Source organism: Halomonas beimenensis, assembly GCF_002549795.1.
GTDB lineage: Bacteria > Pseudomonadota > Gammaproteobacteria > Pseudomonadales > Halomonadaceae > Halomonas > Halomonas beimenensis.
On the sequence record NZ_CP021435.1, the window covers coordinates 3,450,694 to 3,472,492 of the forward strand.

General features: G+C 69.2%; 20 protein-coding genes. 6 read left to right on the plus strand and 14 right to left on the minus strand.

The annotated features are described in order from the left end of the window. Window positions 1–147: 147 nt before the first annotated feature. The 3 genes from ftsX to ftsY are packed head-to-tail and all read right to left on the minus strand — an operon-like array spanning window position 148 to window position 3,034. Window positions 148–1,119 (minus strand): permease-like cell division protein FtsX, encoded by a 972-nt coding sequence (gene ftsX, locus BEI_RS16015; protein WP_097790460.1) that lies wholly within the window; start codon window positions 1,117–1,119, stop codon window positions 148–150. Further along, window positions 1,116–1,784, minus strand: a complete 669-nt coding sequence (gene ftsE / locus BEI_RS16020; protein WP_097790461.1) for a cell division ATP-binding protein FtsE — start codon at window positions 1,782–1,784, stop codon at window positions 1,116–1,118. The genes ftsX and ftsE overlap by 4 nt, the downstream gene beginning before the upstream one ends. Further along, window positions 1,781–3,034 carry a signal recognition particle-docking protein FtsY gene (gene ftsY, locus BEI_RS16025; protein WP_097790462.1) on the minus strand — a complete coding sequence of 418 codons (1,254 nt, stop codon included), beginning with the start codon at window positions 3,032–3,034 and terminating at the stop codon, window positions 1,781–1,783. The genes ftsE and ftsY overlap by 4 nt, the downstream gene beginning before the upstream one ends. 91 nt (window positions 3,035–3,125) lie before the next feature. On the opposite strand from ftsY, the gene rsmD reads away from it, so the two are divergent. Together rsmD and BEI_RS16035 are read left to right on the plus strand one after the other, a co-directional pair. Then, the gene (gene rsmD / locus BEI_RS16030) at window positions 3,126–3,776 is read left to right on the plus strand and encodes a 16S rRNA (guanine(966)-N(2))-methyltransferase RsmD (RefSeq protein ID WP_097790463.1); all 651 of its coding nucleotides are present in this window, start codon (window positions 3,126–3,128) and stop codon (window positions 3,774–3,776) included. 72 nt (window positions 3,777–3,848) lie between these two features. Continuing rightward, window positions 3,849–4,058: a cell division protein ZapB gene (locus tag BEI_RS16035; protein WP_097790464.1), complete on the plus strand. Its 210-nt coding sequence runs from the start codon at window positions 3,849–3,851 to the stop codon at window positions 4,056–4,058. On the opposite strand, the gene BEI_RS16040 is transcribed toward BEI_RS16035, so the two are convergent. From BEI_RS16040 to BEI_RS16080, 9 genes are all read right to left on the minus strand, one after another. Beyond that, window positions 4,055–4,519: a GNAT family N-acetyltransferase gene (locus BEI_RS16040; RefSeq protein ID WP_097790465.1), complete on the minus strand. Its 465-nt coding sequence runs from the start codon at window positions 4,517–4,519 to the stop codon at window positions 4,055–4,057. The two genes, BEI_RS16035 and BEI_RS16040, sit on opposite strands and share 4 nt — an antisense overlap. Then, window positions 4,512–5,336, minus strand: coding sequence for a hypothetical protein (locus BEI_RS16045; protein WP_097790466.1), 825 nt, complete (start codon window positions 5,334–5,336; stop codon window positions 4,512–4,514). The genes BEI_RS16040 and BEI_RS16045 overlap by 8 nt, the downstream gene beginning before the upstream one ends. Then, on the minus strand, window positions 5,333–5,644 hold the full coding sequence (locus BEI_RS16050) for a BolA family protein (protein WP_097790467.1): 312 nt from the start codon (window positions 5,642–5,644) through the stop codon (window positions 5,333–5,335). The genes BEI_RS16045 and BEI_RS16050 overlap by 4 nt, the downstream gene beginning before the upstream one ends. A 28-nt stretch (window positions 5,645–5,672) precedes the next feature. After that, entirely contained in the window at window positions 5,673–7,085 is a 1,413-nt protein-coding gene (locus tag BEI_RS16055) for an MFS transporter (protein ID WP_097790468.1), read from the minus strand. A gap of 69 nt (window positions 7,086–7,154) precedes the next feature. Next, window positions 7,155–7,541: a hypothetical protein gene (locus tag BEI_RS16060; protein ID WP_097790469.1), complete on the minus strand. Its 387-nt coding sequence runs from the start codon at window positions 7,539–7,541 to the stop codon at window positions 7,155–7,157. Between the two features lie 231 nt (window positions 7,542–7,772). After that, on the minus strand, window positions 7,773–9,308 hold the full coding sequence (gene lysS, locus BEI_RS16065; protein WP_097790470.1) for a lysine--tRNA ligase: 1,536 nt from the start codon (window positions 9,306–9,308) through the stop codon (window positions 7,773–7,775). A 105-nt stretch (window positions 9,309–9,413) separates the two neighbouring features. Then, window positions 9,414–10,512, minus strand: a protein-coding gene (gene prfB, locus BEI_RS16070) for a peptide chain release factor 2 (protein ID WP_153045805.1) whose coding sequence is annotated in 2 segments (ribosomal slippage) — window positions 9,414–10,436 and window positions 10,438–10,512 — 1,098 coding nt in all. Because the reading frame shifts where the segments join, the coding sequence is not laid out codon by codon here. 327 nt (window positions 10,513–10,839) lie between these two features. Then, a complete protein-coding gene (locus BEI_RS16075; protein ID WP_097790471.1) occupies window positions 10,840–12,237 on the minus strand; it encodes an OmpP1/FadL family transporter in 1,398 nt (465 codons plus the stop codon). Window positions 12,238–12,504: 267 nt separating this feature from the next. Further along, window positions 12,505–13,830, minus strand: coding sequence for an OmpP1/FadL family transporter (locus tag BEI_RS16080; RefSeq protein ID WP_097790472.1), 1,326 nt, complete (start codon window positions 13,828–13,830; stop codon window positions 12,505–12,507). Window positions 13,831–14,113: 283 nt separating this feature from the next. Between BEI_RS16080 and BEI_RS16085 the strand changes: the two genes are divergently transcribed. The 4 genes from BEI_RS16085 (at window position 14,114) to BEI_RS16100 (ending at window position 19,230) form a co-directional block, all read left to right on the plus strand. Further along, the gene (locus tag BEI_RS16085) at window positions 14,114–14,548 is read left to right on the plus strand and encodes a MerR family transcriptional regulator (protein WP_097790473.1); all 435 of its coding nucleotides are present in this window, start codon (window positions 14,114–14,116) and stop codon (window positions 14,546–14,548) included. A gap of 251 nt (window positions 14,549–14,799) precedes the next feature. After that, window positions 14,800–17,295: a heavy metal translocating P-type ATPase gene (locus BEI_RS16090; protein WP_097791127.1), complete on the plus strand. Its 2,496-nt coding sequence runs from the start codon at window positions 14,800–14,802 to the stop codon at window positions 17,293–17,295. 176 nt (window positions 17,296–17,471) lie between these two features. Next, window positions 17,472–17,891 (plus strand): VOC family protein, encoded by a 420-nt coding sequence (locus BEI_RS16095; RefSeq protein ID WP_097790474.1) that lies wholly within the window; start codon window positions 17,472–17,474, stop codon window positions 17,889–17,891. A 388-nt stretch (window positions 17,892–18,279) separates the two neighbouring features. Next, window positions 18,280–19,230, plus strand: coding sequence for an IS481 family transposase (locus BEI_RS16100; RefSeq protein WP_097788439.1), 951 nt, complete (start codon window positions 18,280–18,282; stop codon window positions 19,228–19,230). Here BEI_RS16100 and BEI_RS16105 read toward each other — a convergent pair. Then, the gene (locus BEI_RS16105; RefSeq protein ID WP_097790475.1) at window positions 19,227–19,844 is read right to left on the minus strand and encodes a YitT family protein; all 618 of its coding nucleotides are present in this window, start codon (window positions 19,842–19,844) and stop codon (window positions 19,227–19,229) included. The genes BEI_RS16100 and BEI_RS16105 overlap by 4 nt on opposite strands. Window positions 19,845–19,918: 74 nt before the next feature. Next, entirely contained in the window at window positions 19,919–21,724 is a 1,806-nt protein-coding gene (locus BEI_RS16110; RefSeq protein WP_420809721.1) for a single-stranded-DNA-specific exonuclease RecJ, read from the minus strand. Window positions 21,725–21,799 lie beyond the last annotated feature (75 nt).

Below are 21,799 nucleotides of genomic sequence, written 5' to 3' on the forward strand. Positions count from 1 at the left end.
GGTTGTCTCCATCGAAGACCGTGTGTCATCCGTAGTCGCCGCCTTAGACGGCGAAACACTGTTTCGGTTCCCTTGCTTCCCGCCGATGGCTCGGCGGCATCGCCAGCATAGCACCTCGCGCCGGAGTCCGCGTCGCGCGATGCCCGGCTAGCGGGGCCGGATCTGCGCCAGGTGCCGACTCACGGCGATCCAGGCGCCCAGCCAGCCCAGCAGTGTACTACAGCCCAGCAGCATTGCCGACCCCGTGAGGCCCAGTCCCGGCAGCCGGAAGCTGGCCCCGTAGCTGGCCGCCAGCGCCGAGACCGGCGCGGCCAGCCAGTCGCTGCCGAGGGTCAGCAGGCCCCAGGCGAGGAGTCCGCCGCCAAGCCCGTACCAGGCGCCGCTGTAGAGGAAGGGCCGACGCACGAAGGCATGGGTGGCGCCGATCAGGGTCACCACCTCGATCTCCTGGCGGCGGTTCTCCACCGCCAGGCGGATGGTATTGCCCACCACCAGCAGCACGCCCAGGCCGAACAGCACGGCGAGCCCCAGCCCCACCCGGTGGCCCAGCTCGGCCAGGTGACGCAGCCGCTCGAGCCAGGCCAGGTCCAGGCGCACCTCGTCGACCCCGGGTACCTCGGCGATCTCCCGGGCCAGGACTTCCACCGCCGCCGGATCGGGATCCTCGGGACGGATCACGACGCTGGCGGGCAGGGGATTGGCGGGAAGCCGTGCCAGAGCCTCATCGAGACCCAGGACCTGCTGGAACTCGGCCATCCCCTCGGCGGCGGTGATCAGCCGGGTGCTGGCCACGCCGGGACTCGCCGCCAGGGCCTGTTCGACGCGACCGGCCTCGGCGGCGTCGATACGCGTTTCCAGGTAGGCGGTCAGGGTGGCGCTCTCGTCGAGCTCGGCGTCGAGCAGCCGGGCGCCGTCCAGGCTCAACCACAGGCCGGCGGGCAGCACCAGGGCGATGGCGATGGCGAGCATGGTCAACAGGCTGCCCAGGGGGTGGCGCAGCAGCCGGCGGGCGCTGTCCAGGGCCATGGCCCGATGGTGGCGCAACCAGCCCCGCCAGCGGGAACCGGGGGTGGCACGGTGATGGCGGGCGCCGCGGGCAGTGGTGGCATCGCGAGTCATGCAGCCTCCTCGTCGGCCACCAGGCGCCCCTGATGCAGGCGCAGGGTGCGGTGACGCAGCCGGGCGATCAGGGCCAGGTCATGGCTGGCGACCATGACCGTGGTGCCGATGCGATGGAAATCCTCGAACAGCGCCATGATGTCGGCGGAGAGCTGGGGATCCAGGTTGCCGGTCGGCTCGTCGGCCAGCAACAGGGCCGGCTTGTTCACCACCGCCCGGGCGATGCCCACCCGCTGCTGCTCGCCGCCGGACAGTTCGATGGGCAACGCCTGCTCGCGGTGCAGCAGGCCCACCTTGTCCAGTGCGGCCCGCACCCGACGTGCCGCCTCCCGGGGCTCGGTCCCCTGGATCTCCAGCGGCAGGGCCACGTTATGGTAGATGGAGCGGTCGTAGAGCAGCTGGTGGTCCTGGAACACGACCCCGATCTGGCGGCGATAGAAAGGCACCTGACTGGGATGCAACCGGTCGATGTCGTGGCCGGCCACCAGGATACGCCCCCGACTGGGGCGCTCCAGGCGCATGATCAGGCGCAGCAGGGAGCTCTTCCCGGCCCCCGAGTGACCGGTGAGGAAGACCATCTCGCCACGCCGCACCCGGAAGTCGAGGTTGGCGAGCGCCTCGAAACGCCCGCCGTAGCGCTTGCCGACGTGCTCGAAGGCAATCATGCCTCGGCGTCACCCCGATCGAAGAGGGCGTCGACGAACTCTCGGGCGGCGAAGGGCCGCAGGTCGTCCAGGGTCTCGCCGACGCCGATGAAACGGATCGGGGTGCCCAGCTGCTGGGCCAGGGCGAAGATGATGCCGCCCTTGGCGGTGCCATCGAGCTTGGTCAGGGTGATGCCGGTGACCGGCACCGCCTCGTTGAAGGTCGCGGCCTGGGAGAGGGCGTTCTGCCCGGTACCGGCGTCGAGCACCAGCATCACCTCGTGGGGAGCCTGCTCGTCGAGCTTGCCCATCACCCGGCGAACCTTCTTGAGCTCCTCCATCAGGTGAGCCTTGTTATGCAGCCGACCGGCCGTGTCGGCGATCAGCACGTCGACGCCCCGCGCCCGGGCCGCGGCCAGGGCGTCATAGACCACCGAGGCGCTGTCGGCGCCGGTGTGCTGGGCGATCACCGGGACGTCGTTGCGCTCGCCCCATACCTTGAGCTGCTCCACGGCGGCGGCCCGGAAGGTGTCGCCGGCGGCCAGCATGACGCTGCGCCCCTCGCGCTGGAAGCGTTGGGTGAGCTTGCCGATGGTGGTGGTCTTGCCGACGCCGTTGACGCCGACCACCAGGATCACAAAGGGTCCCTGGCCCTTGGGCGGCAGTTCGAGCGGCCGAGTCACCCCCTCGAGCAGGGTCGCCAGCTCGTCCTGCAGGGCCTGGTAGAGGGCCTGGGGATCCTTGAGCTCCTTCCGCGAGACTCGTTCGGTGAGACGATCGATGATCTCGGTGGTGGCCTCGATGCCCACGTCCGCCATCAACAGCTGGGTCTCGAGCTCCTCCATCAGGTCGTCGTCGATCTGCTTGCGCCCCAGGAAGAGTCCGGCCAACCCCTCGGTGAGGTTGGCCCGGGTCTTGCCGAGCCCCTCGCGCATCCGGGCGAGCCAGCCCTTCTTCTCGGCCCTGGGCTTCTCCCGGGGCGCCGCCTTGGGCGGCGAGGCGGGCTCGGGAGCCGGCGCAGGCTGCGGCGCTCGCTCGGGCTCGGACACCGGCTCGATTGCGGATGCCTTCTCGGGCTCAGTGGCCTTCTCGGCCTCCGGTGCCGGCTCGGCCTCGGTCGCGGCGGTCTCGGAGCCGGCCGCCGCCTCGTCGGCCTCAGGCGAGCCCGAGGCGGCCTCGGCCTCCTCCTGCTCGGCCGAGGATTCCGGCCGCGCCTGGGGGTCCTGCTGCTGCTCTTCCTGCTTCTTCTTGCGCTTGAGAAAACCGAACATGGGGGGATTCAGCCTCGCGGGTGAACGAATCGCCACATCCTACCATCGCGCACCATGACTGTGGACAAGCCGCCCGCTACAATCGGCGCCCATGACCCGACGACGCCACTCCCGCTCCGCCAAGCCTTCCCGCGCCGGGAAGGGCGCCTCCCCTCGCCGTGGCAACGGCCGGCTGCGCATCATCGGCGGCGAGCACCGCCGGCGACTGCTGCCGGTGCCGGACAGTCCCGGCCTTCGCCCCACCCCCGACCGGGTCCGCGAGACCCTGTTCAACTGGCTCGCCGCCGCGACGCCCGGAGCCCGGGTGCTGGACCTGTTCGCCGGCACCGGCGCCCTGGGACTGGAAGCCCTGTCCCGGGGCGCCGCCGAGGCCGTGCTGGTGGAGCGCGACGGCCGGGTGGCCGAGGTCCTGGCCGACAACCTGTCCACCCTGGGCATCGACCGGGCCGAGGTCACGGTCGACGACGCCCGGCATTTCCTTGCCGGCCCGCCCCGTCCCTTCACACTGGCCTTCGTCGATCCGCCCTTCCGCCAGGGATTGGTCGCCCCCTGCTGTGCGGCGCTCGAGGCCGGCTGGCTGGCCGACGATGCCTGGATCTATGTGGAGGCGGAATCGGCGCTATCCCCCGAGGTGCCGAGCGGCTGGTCGCTGCACCGGGAGGTCCGCGCGGGCGACAGCACGGGTCGGCTCTACCACCGCCTCGTCGAGGCCGAGCCGTCGCCCGACGGCGACGCTTGCTGAGCCCCGCGCTCGGGGTTACGCTGCCGCTGCAGGACGCCAATCACGGGCCCCGGATATCGCCAGGAGAAACGGATGAGCATCGAACTCTTCAACCAGCTCGAACAGAAGGTCACCAGCGCCGTCGAGGCCCTGGAATTGATGAAGATGGAAGCCGAGGAGCTGCGCGAGGAAAACGCCCGCCTCAAGCAGGAGCGCGAGGACTGGGAGCGCCGCCTGTCCGCCCTGCTGAGTCGGTTCGACGACGTCGAGACCGGCACCCCGGCCGAGCAGCAGCCCGGTTAAGCGCCCTCCAGGGAGCACGACATCAGCAACGCGTCCTCCCGTTCGGCGCCGGCAAGGGGCGGGTAATAGCCCCGCCGGCGCCCGTCCACGACCAACCCCGCCCGCCGATAGAGGGCGATGGCCGGGGCATTGCCCGCCCGAACCTCCAGCAGCAGGCGCTCGACGCCCCATCGACGGGCCGTCTCGCGCACGCCCTCCAGCAACCGCCTCGCCAGGCCATGCCCCCGCCAGCGGGGGGCCACGAGGATGGCCTCCAGCTCGGCGTCGAAGGGCTGTCGGGCCACGACCGCGTGGCCGACCAAGCCTTCGGCGCCTTCCAGGCCGATGACCGCATGGACGTCGGAGGCCAGGACCGCCTCGAGCTGCCCGACCGACCAGGGCTGGGGCTGCCCCCCGGCCTCCAGGTCGACCAGGCTCGGCAGGTCGGCGGGGGTCAGCCGGAGCAACCGCGGCTCAGGCATCGTCGCCCGCCTCGCCGAGCCAGGCCCGACGCCAGCCGGCCAGCCTGGGCCACAAGGCCCGTTTCGCGTCGGCGCTGCCGGCCAGCGTCGCCAGCGACGGTCCCTGCCAGGCAGGCAGGTCCAGCAGGGGACAGTGCTCGCCCTCGATGGCCAGCAGGGTCGCCAGGGTGGCGTCGTCGCCGAACACCAGCAACCGCTCCGGCGTCCAGCCCCGGCGGCGGCGCCCTGCCAGGAAGGCCTGCAGCCCTTCGCGGGCCTCTTCCAGGGGCGCCTGCACCGGCAGGCCCTCGACCTGGGGCCAGCGGAAGGCCTCGAAGGCCGGCGGCTGCTCCGGCCTCACGCCGGCGGCCCGCAGCAGGTTGACGAGCAGGCGCTGCTCGGTCCGCCCCGGCGCCGCCTCGGCGGGCAGGATCACCAGCCAGCGGCCATCCAGGCAGGCGACCTGGAGGGTGAAACGCAGGGCCTCGGCAGGTTCGCGTCCCGCGGCGTCCGGCGTCTCGGGGGTAGCGTCCGAGGCAGGCGTCGGGGGCGCCTCCTCGGGCGCCAGATCGCCGAGCAGGGCCCGGGCCTTGCGCGGGCCGGCCGGGGGCCGCTCCCGCGGCTCGGCCTCGGGGGCGGCCGGCGGCGCGGGGGGCGTCTCCTCCGGGCGCTCCAGCAGGGCATGCAGATGCGCCCCGGGCGCCTGGCGCTCGGGGGTGGCCGGTGGCTCCCATTCACAGGCCTCGGTCTCCCGGGCATTGGGCAGCCGGTAGCGGGCCACCCAGGCCGTCAGGCCCATGGCCTCCAGGTATTGCAGCCGCTGGGGCTCGGTGGTCACGAGCGTCCGCCGCCCCGGCAGTCCGGGGAATCCGGGCGGGCCTCGCCACGCGCCTGCCACTCCGCCGGCGTGTACGGGTGCAGCGCCAGGGCGTGCACGGGGCCGGCCAGTTCGTCGGCCAGCAGGGCGTAGATCTGCTGGTGGCGCTTCACGGGCATCATGCCCTCGAAACGCGGCGAGACCAGGGTCACCTTGAAGTGGGTCTCGGAGTTCGGCGGCACGTTGTGCTTGTGGCTCTCGTTCTCCACCGTCAGGAAGGTGGGCTCGAGGGCCTGGAGCTTATCTTCGATGGTCGACTGGATGCTCATGTCGGCTTCCCGCTGGTGATTGTTGCGCTCATTGTACGCGCTCGGCCGCGGCACGACGACGGGCACGCATGGCCTCGCCGGCCAGGCCGACGCGCCCCAGGCTGGCCAGCATGGCGAGCAACGTGGCCGCCATCCCGGCCCACAGGGTCGCCTGGATCGGGACGCCGGCGGCCAGGCAGGCACCGACCAGGGCCACCCCCAGCGACTGGCCCACGGTACGGGTGGTGCTCATCACGCCCGAGGCGTTGGCGCTGCGCTCGGCGGGCACGCTGGCCATCAGCTCGCGATTGTTGGGCGGCTGGTACAACCCGAAGCCCAGGCCGCACAGGGCCGTGCGCCACAGGCAGTCGAGCACCCCGGCCTCGGCATCGAGCCAGGCGAGGCTTGCCAGGCCGGCCATCAGCAGGGCGATACCCGCCGAGCTCAGCAGGCTGGGATTGACCCGGTCGGCCAGGCGGCCGGCCAGCGGCCCCACCAGCATGATGGTGAGCGGCCAGGGCGTGAACAGCCAGGCGGTCTCCAGCGGCGTGAAGCCCATCCCCTGCTGGTAGAGGAAGGACAGGGCCACGAAGGCGAGACCATGACCGACGAAGACCAGCCCGGAGGCGAGCACGGCCAGGCTGAAGCGTGGACTGCGGAAGATCGACAGGGGCAGCAACGGATGGGGCGCCCGGCGCTGGCGGGCCACGAAGCCGACGCCGGCGATCAGGCTGGCGGCGAGCCCGGCCAGCGCCTCCGGGAGGCTCCCGCCGTCCCCCGCACGATCCATGGCCCAGAAGAAGCTCGCCAGCATGGTCATGGCCAGCACGGCTCCCGGGCCGTCGAAGCCGCCGCGCCGGCCCGTTTCCCTGGGCAGCGCCTTCCAGGCCAGTCCCACGGCCCCCAGGGCGAGCGGGACCGGCAGGGCGAACAGCCAGGGCCAGCTCGCCACCGAGAGCACCACTCCGCCCAGGGCCGGCCCGATGGCGTAGCCGGTGGCCACGACCAGGGAACTCAGCCCCAGGGCGCTGCCCAGCAGGCGCGAAGGGAAGATGGAGCGATACAGCGACGGACCGATGGACAGGGTCGCCGCGGCCGCCACGCCCTGCAGGGTTCGAAACACCAGCAGGGTCTCGAGACTGCGCGACAGGGCACTGCCCAGGGCCGCGATGGCGAACACCACGAGTCCCGCCACGTACAGGCGACGACGGCTGACCAGTTCGCTCAGCGCCGCGAACACCAGCAGGAAGGCGGCACAGGCCACCTGGAAGAGGTTGGTCACCCACACCGCCCGCGCCGGCGCCACGCCGAGGTCGGCGGCGATGGATGGCAGGGCCAGGTTGACCATGGTGGTATCCACCACCGCCATGGTGGTGCCGAGGATCAGCGCCAGCACGGCCAGCCGGCGCTCGGGTCCCGGCAGACCGTCGTCGCCGGGGCGGGTCGAGAAGAGTCGGCTCATAGGAAACTTGTCATCGCGAGAAAACCGGCCGGGGTCGGTTTTCTCGGAGGCACCGCCGATCGGAGTGGATCAGTCCTGATCCATCTCCAGCAGCAGGTTGTCATCCACTTCGGCGACCTCGAGGGGCGCCTCGTCGTCGAGGTCGATGGCCAGGTAGCTGTGCTCGAAGCGCAGGAAGCGCTGGAAGAGCGCCCAGTCGAGGGTCTCCGGCCAATGGCGCTCGTCCTCCTCCCAGGCTCGCAGCTCGGTCTCGAGGATCTCCAGGTAGCGCTCGCGGACGAAGGCCTCCAGGGCCTCGGGGGTGTCCATCTCCGGGATCAGGTAGACGGTGCTTTCCCGTTCGACGTCTTCGAGCGAGAGGTCGTCGTCGCCCAGGGTGGGTTCCAGGGCGTTGATCCAGTCGACGAAGTGCTGGGTCGGCCTGACGCTCAGGGCGGAGCGGTTGAGCAGTTTCATCACGGTCTCCTCGACGTCGAAACGCTGCCATTATGGGCGCTCGGGGCGCCCCTTACCAACACTAAACGCCCGAGCAGCCGCACTCGGTCTCTCATGGCCACACCAGGGCAAGCGAAAGGCGGCGAGCTAGGTCCAGGCCAGGCGCGCGGGGATTCGCTGGCGGAATGTACGAGTTTGTACATGAGCAAAGCGAATCCCCGCGCAACGCCGCCTGGCCGACGCGCAGCGCCTTCAGTCCCCGGTTGGGCGCATCGCCGGGAACAGCAGCACATCCCGGATCGAGGCGCTGTCGGTGAGCAGCATCACCAGCCGGTCGATGCCGATGCCCTCGCCCGCCGTGGGCGGCAGACCATACTCCAGGGCGCGGATGTAGTCGGCGTCGTAGTACATGGCCTCGTCGTCCCCGGCCTCCTTCTCGGCCGCCTGGGCGGCGAAGCGCTCGGCCTGGTCCTCGGCGTCGTTGAGCTCCGAGAAGCCGTTGGCGATCTCGCGGCCGCCGACGAAGAACTCGAAACGCTCGGTGACGAAGGGATCGCTGTCCTTGCGCCGGGCCAGGGGGCTGACCTCGGTCGGGTAGTCGGTGATGAAGGTCGGCTGCTGCAGGCGATGCTCGACGGTCTTCTCGAAGATCTCGATCTGCACCTTGCCCAGCCCCCAGCCATCCTTGACGTCGATGTCCAGCCACTCGGCGATCTGGCGGGCCGCGGCCTCGTCGGCCAGGGCCTCGGCACGGATGTCCGGGTTGTGCTCGAGGATGGCGTCGAAGACGCTGAGGCGCTTGAAGGGGGCGCCGAAGTCGTACTCGAAGGTCTCGAGCACCTCGCCCTCGGCGTCGCGCACCGTGTTGACCACGGTGGTGGTGCCCAGCACCTCCTGGGCGATGGTGCGCAGCATGGCCTCGGTGAGGTCCATCAGGTCATGATAGTCGGCATAGGCCTGGTAGAACTCGACCATGGTGAACTCGGGGTTGTGCCGGGTCGACAGCCCCTCGTTGCGGAAGTTGCGGTTGATCTCGAAGACCCGCTCGAAGCCGCCCACCACCAGGCGCTTGAGGTAGAGCTCCGGGGCGATGCGCAGGTACATGTCGATGTCCAGCGCGTTGTGGTGGGTGATGAAGGGCCGGGCCGTGGCGCCGCCGGGGATCGGCTGCAGCATCGGCGTCTCGACCTCCATGAAGTCACGCCCCTCGAAGAAGCGGCGCATGGCGCTGATCACCCCGGCGCGGGCCTCGAAGACCCGGCGCGAGTCGGGGTTCATGATCAGGTCCACGTAGCGCTGGCGGTAGCGCGCCTCCATGTCGGTCAGCCCGTGGAACTTGTCAGGCAGAGGGCGCAGGCTCTTGGTCAGCAGCCGCGCCTCCTCCATCAACACGTAGAGGTCGCCCTTGCCCGACTTGTGCACCGGGCCGCGGCCGGCGACGATATCGCCGATATCCCAGCCCTTGATGTCCTCGAGCACCTCGGCCGGCAGGCCCTTCTTGTCGACGTAGAGCTGGATCTGGCCGGAAACGTCCTGGATGACGATGAAGGGACCACGCTTGCGCAGGATGCGCCCGGCGACGGCCGCCGGCCGCGCCAGCGCCTCGAGCTCGGCCTTGTCCTTGTCGCCCAGCTCGGCGTTGAGCTCGGCGGCCTGGCTGTCGCGCCGGAAGTCGTTGGGGAAGGCGCTGCCGCCGGCGGCGGCGGCCCGCTCGCGGCGCTCGGCCAGCTTGGCACGGCGCTCGGCGATCAGACGGTTCTCGTCCTGGGGGGTGTCCTGGTTGGCCATGTCGCTACCTGTGAAGAATGGGCTACGGGCTACGAGCGACGGGCCGCGAGCGATGGACGCAGGCTGGCTGCCCGCCACTCGCGGCCCGTCGCCCGACGCTAGGGGCTATAGGCCTTGTTTGAGGCTGGCCTCGATGAACTGGTCCAGATCGCCGTCCAGCACCTTGTCGCAGCTGCTCGACTGCACACCGGTGCGCAGGTCCTTGATGCGCTGGTCGTCCAGCACGTAGGAACGGATCTGGCTGCCCCAGCCGATGTCGGCCTTGGAGTCTTCCGCGGCCTGCTTGGCGGCGTTGCGCTTGTCCATCTCGTGTTCCCACAGCTTCGCCTTGAGCTGTTTCATGGCGAAGTCGCGGTTGGCGTGCTGGCTGCGCTGGCTCTGGCAGGCCACCACGATGCCGGTGGGCTCGTGGGTGATCCGCACCGCCGAGTCGGTGGTGTTGACGTGCTGACCGCCGGCACCGCTGGAGCGGTAGGTGTCGACCCGCAGGTCCGCCGGGTTGATCTCGACCTCGAAGCTGTCGTCCACCTCCGGCGACAGGAACACCGAGGCGAAGGAGGTGTGACGGCGACCGCCGGAGTCGAAGGGACTCTTGCGCACCAGGCGATGCACGCCGGTCTCGGTGCGCAGCCAGCCGAAGGCGTACTCGCCCTGGACGTGCACGGTGGCCGACTTGATCCCTGCGACCTCGCCGGCGGAGAGCTCGATGATCTCGGCCTTGAAGCCATGGTGCTCGCACCAGCGCAGGTACATGCGCAGCAGCATGTTGGCCCAGTCCTGGGCCTCGGTGCCGCCGGAGCCCGCCTGGATGTCGAGATAGGCGTTGTTCTCGTCCATCTCGCCGGAGAACATGCGCCGGAACTCGAGCTTCTCGAGGCTGGCCTGCAGGCCGTCCAGCTCGCGCTGGACCTCCTCGATGGTGCCCTCGTCCTCCTCCATCTCCGCCAGCTCCAGCAGGTCCTGGCTGTCGGCCAGGCCCTGGTCGAGCTCGTCGATGGTGGACACGATCGTCTCGAGCGTCGCCCGTTCCTTGCCCAGCTTCTGGGCGTAGTCCGGATCGCTCCAGACGCCGGGGTCCTCGAGCTCGCGGGTGACTTCCTCTAGCCGATCCTTCTTCTCGGCATAGTCAAAGATACCCCCTCAGGACATCTGTCCGCTCAGACAGGTCCTTGATGAGGTGGTTGATCGGGTTGGTTTCCAGCATGGCGTTCGCCTGAATCCAAGAGAGATGAGGCGCGCGCCGGCGCCCAGGGCCGGCGGCGGAGAAAAGACGCCTATTGTAGCGAAATGCACCGCCACCGGCCATCCCGCCCGGCACGGGACGTCACCGTCCAGTCGCAGATCCTCGCCTAGCGCTGCTCCGGCATGGCCATCCTGTTCATCAGCCACGACCTGGCCGTGGTTCGCGCCCTGGTCGACACCCTCGAGCTGATGCGCGCGGCGTTCCTCGACGCCGAGGCCGCCTGAGGCGGGCATGGCGTCACCGCGACGGCCCGCCCCGTGGTCGAGCCGTCGCCGGAGAGGCGGGCGTTCAGAAGCGATAGGTCAGGGCCGCGCCCAGGGCATGGGCCTCGGTCTCGTAACCGGCCCCGAAGTAGGTGGAGGCATCGGCGTCGATATCGACCAGCCCCGCCACCCGGCTCGAGCCACTGTAGGCCCGCGCCTGGTCGACCCACGTCGGCTCCTCCCGGATGTAGGTATAGGCCAGATCGACCGTCAGCTCGGGCCAGGGCGTCCAGCCCAGCCCCAGGGAGAACAGCCGTCGATCGTCCGAGGGGACACGAACGCTGCGGGTGCGGTCGTTGGTGGGCGTGTCGTCCAGGGCGAAGCCCGTCCGCAGCGCCAGCCGGGGGTTGACCCGGTATTCGGCCCCCACCGAATAGACCCAGGCATTCGAATAGGCCTGGGGCTCGACGATGACCCGGTCGCCCGAGGTCTCGCCATCGATGGCGATTTCCTCGAACCGGCTCCAGCGGGTCCAGGCAGCGCCGGCCATCAGGGTCAGCGGCTCGGAGACTCGATGGGTGAGCGACAGGCTGACCGATTCCGGCGTGGTGAGATCCAGGCTGCCGGGCTGGTTGGGGAGGCGATCCTGGACGAAGCCCGTGGTCTCGATCTCGCCTTCCAGGGTGAAATCCACGGCCGAACGATAGGTCAGTCCCATCGAGGTGGCCTCGGAGGGTCGATACATCAGGCCGAGGTGATACCCCCAGGCATCGTCGTCGCCGGCCACGCCGACCTCCTCGTCGGTCTCCGGCGAGGGCGGCGTGCCGCTCGCGGCCTCCTCGACGTCGGGCACCTTGGCCGCCAGCTCGCCCTCGGCGCGGTTATAGGTCACCCCGGCACCGATCGAGAGGTCGTCGGTCAGCCGATAGGACAGGGTCGGCTGGGCCGTGACCACGGTCAGTTCGGTGAGGGTGCCATGATAGCGCCCCTGGAAGTCGTCCTCGTAGTCGGTCTTGGCCCCGAAGGGCGCGTAGACGCCGACCCCCAGGCTCAGCCGGTCGCTCACGGGGTGCGCATAGAAGGCGTAGGGGATCAGCGAGGCGGGCACCATGTCGCCGTCGGTGTGGCCTGCGACGGGCCCCAGGCTACCCGGCCCCATGGCGACGGAGAGGAAGGGCAGCAGGGCGAGACTCGCCTCCGCATCGGTGGAGAAATCCGAGGAAGGCCGGCGGATATCGGTGCCCGCCTGCACTCCGGTGAGGCCGGTGGAGAGCTGGGCCCGGTCCAGGAAGGCCATGCCGGCGGGATTGCCGAAGACGATGGTGGCATCCTGGACGTTGGAGCTGCGCCCGGCGTGCCCCGTGCCCTGGGAGGCGATGCTTTGGGCGGTGAGTTCGAAGCCCCCGGCCATGGCCGAGGAACAGCCCCCGGCGGTACCGAGGGCACAGGTCAGGGCAAGCAGTGTCTGGGTCTTGTGGGTCATGGAGGGCTTTCCTTTTCCGTCGTATCGAGACGCCACCGCGATGGCCCCTCTCGGGAACACGACACCCTTCCTGCCGAATGCGTAGCGACCTACGCTTATCGTTGTAATGTCAGAACCTGTCCCTGCTTGATGGATGAAAGGCGAGAAGAACCGGCGGTGCCCGACTTGGCGGGGCATCGGACGTCAGGGGATCCGGCCAGACGCCGGAGGGGCTGCATGACTGGAGCGCCATGACGGCCCGGGATCGGCCGTCATGGCGCGCCGGGCTCAGAACCGGTAGTCCACCGAGAGGGCGAAGACGTCCGCCTCGACTTCGTAATCTCCCTGCAAGTCACCACGGCCATCATTGCCTGGGTCGGATTGCCTTTGATCCATGGTGACGTCATCACCGAAGACATGCAGGTAACCGGCGGTCACTCCCAGCTCCGGCGTCGGCATCCAGGTGGCACCCAGCGACAGCCAGCGGCGGTCGGCATCCGGCACCCGCGGGGTCCGGAAACGCCCGCTAGGAACCGGCGTCTCGTCGATCCCCAGGCCGGTGCGCAGCAGCCACTGGTCGTTCAAGGCGTAGTTGGCGCCCAACGAGAAGGCCCAGGTATCGTCCCACTTTTCCTCGGTCACGCTATCGTCCGTATCATCTTCGAACTCGACCACCAGCTCGTCGAAGCTGCTCCACTCGGTCCATTCGGCATTGGCCATCAGCGCCAGGCGTTGCGTCAGTTGGTGATGGACGCCCAAGTTCAAGCTGGCCGGCGTAGTCAGCTCGGCTGACCCCCCACCATTCCTAAGGGTATTCCCCGCTCTCGCCCCATCCAGCACCGTCTGACCGGTGGCATCCTCAGCACGGAATTCCACATCCCCCTCAAGTGTCAGGTCGATCTCGGAGCGATAGCTGATGCCAAGGCGAGTTCGTTCGGTGGCCTGGAAGAGGGCGCCCAGGGTATAGCCATACCCCCAGTCATCGCCCGTAACCTCGGCGAATCCATCATGCGCCCCTGGATCCATTGCTTGTGCTCCCAGGTCAATGGCATTGGATAGAGTGGCATCCGCATACTGAGCCCTCAGGCCAACCGCCAGGTTCAGACGCTCGGAGGCCCGGTAGTTGAGGGTGGGCTGGATATCGATCGTCTTGAGCTCGGTCTCGATGGCGTGATAGCGACCGATCCAGTCCTCGTCGTACTTGGTGGAGAGGCCGTAGGGCGAGTAGATCGCCAGGCCCAGGTCCCACTGCTCGCTCAATTGCGTCTTGGCGGCAAAGCTCGGCACCCACGCCGACTCGCCGCCTTGACCGGATTGATTCTCGCCATAGCTGAATCCTGAGTTAGAAGCCGAGGCATCGCTGAGCTCAAAGTCCGCATTAATGAAAGCCAGGCCACCGGCGACCTGGCGGCCATCGAGATGGCCGATGGCCGCCGGGTTGTAGGCCATGAAACCGACGTCTTCCGCACCGGCGGCGGCACTGGAGAAGGCATTGGCCAGGGTCTTGGCGCTCTGCTCGCGGACCTGGAAGCCGGAGGCCGCCGCCTGGGCGGAGACCAGGGCTGCGGACGCCAGCGCAACGGCGACGGTGAGCTTGTTGAACTTGTTCTGCATGGAGCAAGGCATCCTTGTGATGGGTGGACCGATTATTCTCTTGCTTGCCAGCTTGGCGGTGGAGCCTTCAGTGTTTGCTTACCCCCTCGCCCGGATCAAGGCCAAACGTTCGTTTAAATAGCAAAATCGCTAATACTTTAGTTGCACGACCGTTTGATACCACCATCTTTCAAACACTTAACCAGGTGCCATCGACGCCACCCTGCAGCCGTCGAGCCGCCACTTGACCTTTGTGTTACCCAGAGGTTTTACACTGATCACCCCAGATCGAGGAGGCGAGGGAATGAAGGTCAGCGAACTCGCGCGCCGCGCCGGCGTCACTGCCGAGACCGTGCGTCATTACACCCGGGAAGGCCTGCTGCGCCCCAGGCGCCATCCCGACAATGGCTATCAGCTGTATGACGGCGAGGAGCTCAACCGGCTGCGCTTCATCCAGCGAGCTCGAACCCTGGGGTTCGGCGTGGCCGAGATCCGCGAGATCCTGGAGCAGGCCGACCGCGGCGACTCGCCCTGCCCCCTGGTTCGGGACCTGCTGGCCCATCGGCTGCCGGAGATCCGCGCGCGCATCCGTGAGCTGGAAGCTTTGGCCACCCGCATGGAGGAAGCGATGGAGGCCTGGCGTGACATGCCCGACGGTACGCCGGACGGCCACAGCCTGTGCCGACTGATCGAGAGCTTTCCCGAGCAGAGGGAACCGCTGGACAAGGAGATTCGCTGATGAGCACCGGCCATCGCCACGCTCGCCGGGTGCCCGGCATGAACTGCCAGGGCTGCGTTTCGCGCATGCGGGATGCCATCCGGGCCCGGGACCCGGACGCCGAGGTGACCGGCGTCCCCGCCGAGAGGCGCCTCGAGGTCGTTTCCCGCCTGGACGGGGCTTGCCTGGATGAGGCGCTCGAGCAGGCCGGCTACCCACCGGAGTCGCCCGAGCCATCGACGACCTTCCGCCATGTCCGTCACATTCCTGCGATGAGCTGCCAGGGCTGCGTCTCACGCATGCGCAAGGCCATCCAGGCTCGCGACGCGGACGCCGAGGTGACCGGCACTCCGGCCGAGAAGCGGCTCGAGGTGGTCACCCGGCTCGATGGCGAAGGCCTGGACGCCACACTGGATGCGGCCGGCTATCCGCCCGGGTCGCAAGGGGACGAGCCCGCTCCTCCGCCGTCCGACGAGGCCGGCACCGCCTCCGAGCGAGGGTCGGGCATGGCGACCCGGCGCCTGTCGATCCAGGGCATGACCTGCGCCGGTTGCGTGAAGAGCGTGCGACAGGCGCTCGAGCGCACCCCGGGGGTCGACACGGCCACGGTCAACCTGGCCAACCAGACCGCCCAGATCCGCGGCAGCGCCGATGACCAGGCCCTGATCGCCGCCGTGGAGGCGGTGGGCTACGGCGCCGAGCCCATCGTCGACCTGCGCGAGGCGGAGCGGGTGCGCGCCGAGCGTGATGCCGCCGAGTACCGGCGTCGACTGCGGGGCAGTGCCCTGGCGCTGGCCCTGGCCGTGCCCCTGATGGCCAGCATGTTCGTCCATCACCCCGAGCCGACGGGCGGCGGCCGGCTCTACTGGCTGGCCGTGGGACTGCTGACCCTGGCGGTCATGGCCGGGCCGGGGCGCCACTTCTTCGTCAATGCCTGGAAGAACCTGCGCCATCACCAGGCCAACATGGACACCCTGATCGCCATGGGCACCGGTACCGCATGGGGCTACTCCATGGTCGTGGTGGCCTTCGCGGAGGGGCTCCCCGAGGCGGCCCGAGGGATCTACTTCGAGGCCTCGGCCATGGTCATCGGCCTGGTATTGCTGGGCAATGCCCTGGAGCTGCGGGCCCGCGGACGGACCAGCGATGCGCTCAAGCGCCTGCTCGACCTGCAGAGCCGGACGGCCCGGGTGATCCGCGAGGGTCGCGAGTTCGAGGTCGACATCGACGAGGTGCGCGAGGGCGACCGCCTGAGGGTGCGCCCCGGGGAGCGCCTGCCCGTGGATGGCGAGGTGCTGGAAGGGCGAAGCCATATCGACGAATCCATGCTCACCGGCGAGCCGGTGCCGGTGGCCAAGGCGGCTGGCGACGAGCTCAGCGCGGGCACTGTCAACGGCCGGGGCGGGCTCGTCTATCGGGCGACGCGCGTCGGTGCCGATACCCGGCTCGGCCGGATCACCGAACAGGTCGCCCAGGCCCAGGCTTCTCGCCCGCCCATCGGCCGGCTCGCCGACACCGTGTCGGGGATCTTCGTGCCCTCGGTGATGATCGTCGCGGTGCTGACCGCCCTGGCCTGGTACAACCTCGGCGCCGAGCCTCGCCTGCTGCACATGCTGGTCACCGCCACCACGGTGCTGATCATCGCCTGCCCCTGTGCCCTGGGCCTGGCCACGCCCATCTCCACCATGATCGGGGTCGGCAAGGCCGCCGAGCACGGCGTGCTGGTGCGCAGCGGCGAGGCGCTGCAGACCGCCAGCCGGCTGACCACCCTGGTGGTGGACAAGACCGGCACCCTCACCGAGGGCAAGCCCCGGGTCACCGAAACGGAGATCCTGGCCGACGACCGCGGCGACGTCCTGGCCCTGGTGGCGGCGCTGGAGCGCGGCTCCGAGCACCCCCTCGCCACCGCGCTGCTGGCCCATGCGGAGGCACATGGCGCCGAGCCCGCCGAGATCCATGACTTCGACAGCGTGACCGGCGGCGGCGTCACCGCCCGCACCGCCGACGGCCGGACCTTGCGTCTGGGCAACCCGCGGCTGCTGGAAGCGGACGGAGTGGACCTGGCGCCGGGGCGAGCCATCGCCGCGGACCTCGAGGGCCGGGCCCGCACCGTGGTCTACCTGGCCATCGACGGACGCCTCGCCGCCGTCTTCGGGATCAGCGACCCCCTGCGCGAGGACGCCGTGGAAGCCATCCGGCGGCTCCAGGCCGACGGCCTGCGAGTCGTGATGCTCACCGGCGACAACGCCCACACCGCCGAGGCCATCGCGGCCGAGGTGGGGATCGACGAGGTCCGCGCCGGCCTGCTGCCCGAGGACAAGCATGCCGAGATCGAGCGCCGCCAGCGCGACGGCGAGGTGGTCGGCATGGTCGGCGACGGCATCAACGATGCCCCGGCCCTGGCCCGGGCCGACGTGGGCTTCGCCATCGGCCAGGGCACCGACGTCGCCATCGAGAGTGCCGGCATCACCCTGATGCGCGGTTCCCTGCACGGCGTCGCCGACGCCATCGAGATCAGTCGGGCCACGCTGATCAACATCAAGCAGAACCTGGCGGGCGCCTTCGGCTACAACGTGCTGGGCATTCCCATCGCCGCCGGGGTCCTGTACCCCGTCACCGGCACCCTGCTCTCCCCCATGATCGCCGGGGCCGCCATGTCGGCTTCCTCGATCACCGTGGTCGCCAACGCCAACCGCCTGCGCTGGTTCTCGCCGCGCGCCACTCGTCCCGCCCGCTCGCCTGACGTGCCACAGGAGTCCCCCGCATGAGCTGGATCATCAATCTCGCCGGACTGTCGCTGATCGCGCTGATCGCCTGGTGGTTCTGGGGGGCCACCTAGGGGGGCCCGCCTAGGGGGCCCCCTAGGGGAGGCCGGCCAGGTGGGCCCGCCTGGGGGCCTCTGGCTGCTAGGCTGAAGGCATCGAGGTTCCGAGGAGGACGGCGAATGCCCGAACTCAATGGCGTGCTGGAGACGGCCCTCTACGTGGAGGACATGACCCGGGCCCAGACCTTCTTCGAGGGGGTGATGGGGCTCGCGCCCTTCACCTCGGACCACCGCTTCACCGCCTACGATGCCGGGGCGGGCTCGGTGCTGCTGCTGTTCCTGCGGGGCGAGACCCTGGACACCGTGGTGCTCCCCGACGACATGGGAACCATCCCGCCCCACGACGGCGCCGGCCGGGTGCACATGGCCTTCGCCATCGCCAGCCACGACCTGCCCGGCTGGGAAACCCAGCTCCGCGACCACGGCGTCGAGATCGAGGGCCGCACCCACTGGCCACGCGGTGGGGAAAGTCTGTACTTCCGCGACCCGGACGGCCATCTGCTCGAATTGGCCACGCCCGGCGTCTGGCCCAACTACTGAGCCCCTGACGGTAGGGGGATAAGCGTTAGCGCATCCACCATGATCCCGGCTCGAAGCCCGCCGGATGCACTCGCAGGCTCGTTTATCCGGCCTACCGCACTGGCCACGCCCGGGGTCTGGCCCAACTACTGAGCCCCCTGGCGGCCTGTCGGGTTTGACCGATCGTCACGAGAATCACGGATTTCGAGTCAAATGGGTCGATCGATCGAGGCGAATAGCGCGCTATTTAACGACATGGATCGAATACCGTTGGCCGAAAGCCCGGGGTTCGCAGTAGATCAGCGTTAAGCCCGACAGGCTGCTAGCTGTGATCTCTCGGTAGGTTGTTCATCCGGAACCTACCCGGACAATTGGAGGTGCGACCCAAACCAACCTCCAGGAGGCCCGGATGAACACCCATAAGAATGCCCGTCTCACAGTGCATGGTCGAGCCCTGCTGGTCCGCCGAGTCATCAGGGAAGGGCTTCGGCCAGCGGAGGTGGCCCAGGCGCAAGGCGTCAGTGTGCGGACGGTCTACAAGTGGGTACGCCGTTACAGGGACGAGGGCGAGGCCGGTCTCCTGGACCGTTCTTCTCGCCCATGCCGTTGTCCTCATGAGACCCCAGACGCGATCCGCGCGCAGGTCATCGCACGCCGCCGGCAGCGCCAGACCTACCGCCAGATTGCCGAACAGGTGGGCATCGGACACAGTACGGTCGCGCGACTCCTTGAGCGCGAGGGGCTGAATCGTCTCTCGGTCTTGGCGCCCGCTCCTCTCGAGAACCGCTACGAGCATGACGCCCCGGGAGAGCTCCTGCACCTGGACATCAAGAAGCTCGGCCGCTTCGAGCGCCCAGGGCATCGTGTCACCGGCAATCGCCAGCAGAACACACGAGGCGCTGGCTGGGAGTACGTCCATGTGGCCATCGACGACCACTCGCGAGTGGCCTTCAGCACCATCCTGCCGGATGAGACCAAGTGGAGCGCTTGCCGTGCGCTGCTGCAGGCCGTGCGGTACTACAGGCGTCTGGGGGTCCACTTTAGCCGGGTACTGACCGACAATGGCGGATGCTACAAGTCCAAGCCATTCCGCCGCCTGTGCCGCCGATTAGGGCTGAAACGCAAGCGCACTCGCCCCTTTACGCCCCGTACCAATGGCAAGGCAGAGCGGTTCATTCAAACCGCCCTGCGCGAATGGGCCTATGCCTGGTCTTATCAGAGCTCAGAGCAACGAGGCGAGCATCTGCCCGCCTGGCTCCACCAGTACAACTGGCATCGGCCACATGCCAGTCTGAATTATCAGCCTCCGATTAGTCGGCTGGGACTTTCCGTGAACAACCTGGTGGGTTTACACAGCTAGCTCACCCCCAGATAGCGCCCCGGCTTGTGATTCAGGGCGATGATCAGGTTCATGGCCAGGGCGCCGAAGACCGACAGCGCCACCTTGTCCAGGGGCAGCATGAAGAAGGCCACCAGCAGGATCATGCCGTCGATGGCCAGCTGCACGTAGCCCGCCCGCCAGCCGTAGCGCTCCTGGAGAAAGAGCGCCAGGATGTTGATGCCGCCGAGACTGGTGCGGTGGCGAAACAGCACCAGCATGCCCAGGCCGATCAGGCTGCCGCCCATCAGGGCCGCATAGAGGGGATGCAGGCGTTCGATGGCGATCCATTGCCCGGTCAGCTCGGAGAACAGTGAGACCAGGCCGATGGCCACGAAGGTGCGCAGGGTGAAGTTCCAGCCCATGCGTCGGATCGCCAGGGCATAGAAGGGCAGGTTGAGCAGGAAGAACAGCAGCCCGAAGCTCCAGCCGGTGGCGTACTGCATCAGCAGGGCCATGCCGGCGGTACTGCCGGTGAGCAGCGTCGCCTCGGTGTAGAAGTTGACGCCGAGGGCGACGAAGAGGGTGCCCAACAGCATGGCCAGGAGATCCTCGTAGAGGCGATGCGGGTCGGTAGGCAGCTCCTTGGGGTCCATGAACGTTCCTTGGGTGATGGAAAGACGAAGGCCGGCGACGCCGGCCTCGATGATGCGCTGCAGTATACCAGGCCTCAATCGAGCGGGACGGCATGCTCGACCATCAGCTGCAGCGCCTCGCGCCCCCGCCAGCGGTTGCGGTTGAGCTTGTAGGCACAGTGCAGGCGGTCCCCGATCCCGAAGGCCGGCACCTCCCCCGGGGTCAGCGCCCGGAACCAGATGGCACGCACGGACACGGCCCCGGCCGACAGCTCGAGCATCAGGTGGCTGCCGTCCGCGCCCACCGGGCGCAGGGCCTCGACCAGGAACTCGCCCTCGAACAACGGCGGGTCGAATTCCCGGCCGTAGGGGCCGAGGGCCTCGAGCTCGTCGAGGGTGGCGAGGTCGAGCTGGTGGGCCTCGAGCGCGCCGTCGGTGAGAATCCTCGGGAAGAGTTCGAGGTCACCCAGCTGCTCCGCCACCGCCCGCAGGAAGGCCTCGCGGAAGGCCTCGAGGGACTCCACCGGCACCCCCACCCCGGCGGCGCCACGATGCCCGCCGAAGCGCGGCAGGGCCTCGGGCGAGAGGTCGTGGGCTCGCTGCAGGGCATCCCGCAGGTGAAGCGCCTCGATCGAGCGTCCCGAGCCGGTCAGCATGCCGGCCTGGGCGGCCGGAGTCAGCACCAGGCTCGGCCGGCCGAAGGCCTGCACCAGACGGGAGGCGACGATGCCCTGGACACCGGCGTGGCCGTCCTCGAGGAAGATCACCAGGGCCGGCGCTCCCTCGGCCAGCCGGGGCCGGGCCAGCCCCTTGGCCCGTTCGGTCATCTCCGCCTCGATGGCCTTGCGGGACTGGTTGTCCCGATCCAGCACCTCGAGGTAGCGCTGCGCGACATGATCCTGCTCGGCCAGCATAAAGTGCAGCGCCGCGTAGGGATCGTCGAGCCGCGAGCGGGCATTGATCCTGGGCCCCATCTGGAAGGCCAGGGTCTCGGCGTCGAAGGGCACGCTATCGGCGCCCAGGCGCTGGGCCATGGCCCGCCAGCAGGCCGCCTCCATGCGGTTGATCAGCGTCAGGCCCTGGGCCACCACGGCCCGGTTGGCGGCGCTGCCGCCCAGCGACACGCAGTCCGCCACCGTGCCCAGGGCCACGTAGGACAGCCAGGGCGACAGCTTGGGGGTGTCCGGCCCCAGGGCACCCCACTCGATCAGCACGGCCCGGGTCAGCGACATGACCAGCCAGGCCACCATGCAGCCGGCGATGGTGGGATCCGGGTAGTCGCAGTCGTCACGGGTCGGGTTGACGGTAGCGAAGGCCGAGGCCGGCGGCCCCTCCACCGGCAGGGCATGGTGGTCGCTGACCACCACATCGATGCCGGCGGCCTTGAGTCGCGCGATGCGCGGCTCGTCGCTGCTGCCGCAGTCGGCGGTGATCACCAGGCTGGGCCGCGGCGAGAGCCTCAGGGTACGCTCCACCAGCGGCAGGCTGATGCCGTAGCCGTCATGGATGCGATGGCCGATCAGGCTGTGCAGCCGTGACTCGGGCACCCCGAACAGCTCGTGCAGGGTCCGGCGGATCACCACGTGGGAAGTGATGCCGTCCACGTCGTAGTCGGTGAGGATGCCGATGTGCTCGCCCTCGACCACCGCCCGGGCGATGCGCTCGGCCGCCCGGCGCCCGTCGGCCAGCCGCTCGGGGTGCGCCAGGTGGCGCAGGCTCGGCGATACCAGGGGCGCGAGCTCGCCGACATGACCGGGCAGGCGCCCGGCCAGCACCCGGGCCTGCAGCGGCGTCAGTCCCTCCTCCAGGGCGCGGGCCTCCAGGGCCGCATCGCGAGGGCGCGGCAGGATCCGGGGTTCGAGGCGTTCATGCAGGTCGTGGGGATCGGTCACGGCATCCAAGCCCGACTCCTTTGGATGGAATATCGAATTCAGCCAGACGGGGGATCAAGCGGGGCTGATCCGGGGACAGGCCCC

What these genes read in the sequence shown, in the direction of transcription:
- BEI_RS16090 (WP_097791127.1), top strand. Translation starts at nt 14,800, where the DNA reads ATGAGCTGCCAGGGCTGCGTCTCACGCATGCGCAAGGCCATCCAGGCT.
- ftsY (WP_097790462.1), bottom strand. Translation starts at nt 3,034, where the DNA reads ATGTTCGGTTTTCTCAAGCGCAAGAAGAAGCAGGAAGAGCAGCAGCAG.
- BEI_RS16105 (WP_097790475.1), bottom strand. Translation starts at nt 19,844, where the DNA reads ATGGACCCCAAGGAGCTGCCTACCGACCCGCATCGCCTCTACGAGGAT.
- BEI_RS16055 (WP_097790468.1), bottom strand. Translation starts at nt 7,085, where the DNA reads ATGAGCCGACTCTTCTCGACCCGCCCCGGCGACGACGGTCTGCCGGGA.
- rsmD (WP_097790463.1), top strand. Translation starts at nt 3,126, where the DNA reads ATGACCCGACGACGCCACTCCCGCTCCGCCAAGCCTTCCCGCGCCGGG.
- lysS (WP_097790470.1), bottom strand. Translation starts at nt 9,308, where the DNA reads ATGGCCAACCAGGACACCCCCCAGGACGAGAACCGTCTGATCGCCGAG.
- BEI_RS16080 (WP_097790472.1), bottom strand. Translation starts at nt 13,830, where the DNA reads ATGCAGAACAAGTTCAACAAGCTCACCGTCGCCGTTGCGCTGGCGTCC.
- BEI_RS16060 (WP_097790469.1), bottom strand. Translation starts at nt 7,541, where the DNA reads ATGAAACTGCTCAACCGCTCCGCCCTGAGCGTCAGGCCGACCCAGCAC.
- BEI_RS16100 (WP_097788439.1), top strand. Translation starts at nt 18,280, where the DNA reads ATGAACACCCATAAGAATGCCCGTCTCACAGTGCATGGTCGAGCCCTG.
- ftsE (WP_097790461.1), bottom strand. Translation starts at nt 1,784, where the DNA reads ATGATTGCCTTCGAGCACGTCGGCAAGCGCTACGGCGGGCGTTTCGAG.
- ftsX (WP_097790460.1), bottom strand. Translation starts at nt 1,119, where the DNA reads ATGACTCGCGATGCCACCACTGCCCGCGGCGCCCGCCATCACCGTGCC.
- BEI_RS16035 (WP_097790464.1), top strand. Translation starts at nt 3,849, where the DNA reads ATGAGCATCGAACTCTTCAACCAGCTCGAACAGAAGGTCACCAGCGCC.
- BEI_RS16040 (WP_097790465.1), bottom strand. Translation starts at nt 4,519, where the DNA reads ATGCCTGAGCCGCGGTTGCTCCGGCTGACCCCCGCCGACCTGCCGAGC.
- BEI_RS16095 (WP_097790474.1), top strand. Translation starts at nt 17,472, where the DNA reads ATGCCCGAACTCAATGGCGTGCTGGAGACGGCCCTCTACGTGGAGGAC.
- BEI_RS16075 (WP_097790471.1), bottom strand. Translation starts at nt 12,237, where the DNA reads ATGACCCACAAGACCCAGACACTGCTTGCCCTGACCTGTGCCCTCGGT.
- BEI_RS16085 (WP_097790473.1), top strand. Translation starts at nt 14,114, where the DNA reads ATGAAGGTCAGCGAACTCGCGCGCCGCGCCGGCGTCACTGCCGAGACC.
- BEI_RS16050 (WP_097790467.1), bottom strand. Translation starts at nt 5,644, where the DNA reads ATGAGCATCCAGTCGACCATCGAAGATAAGCTCCAGGCCCTCGAGCCC.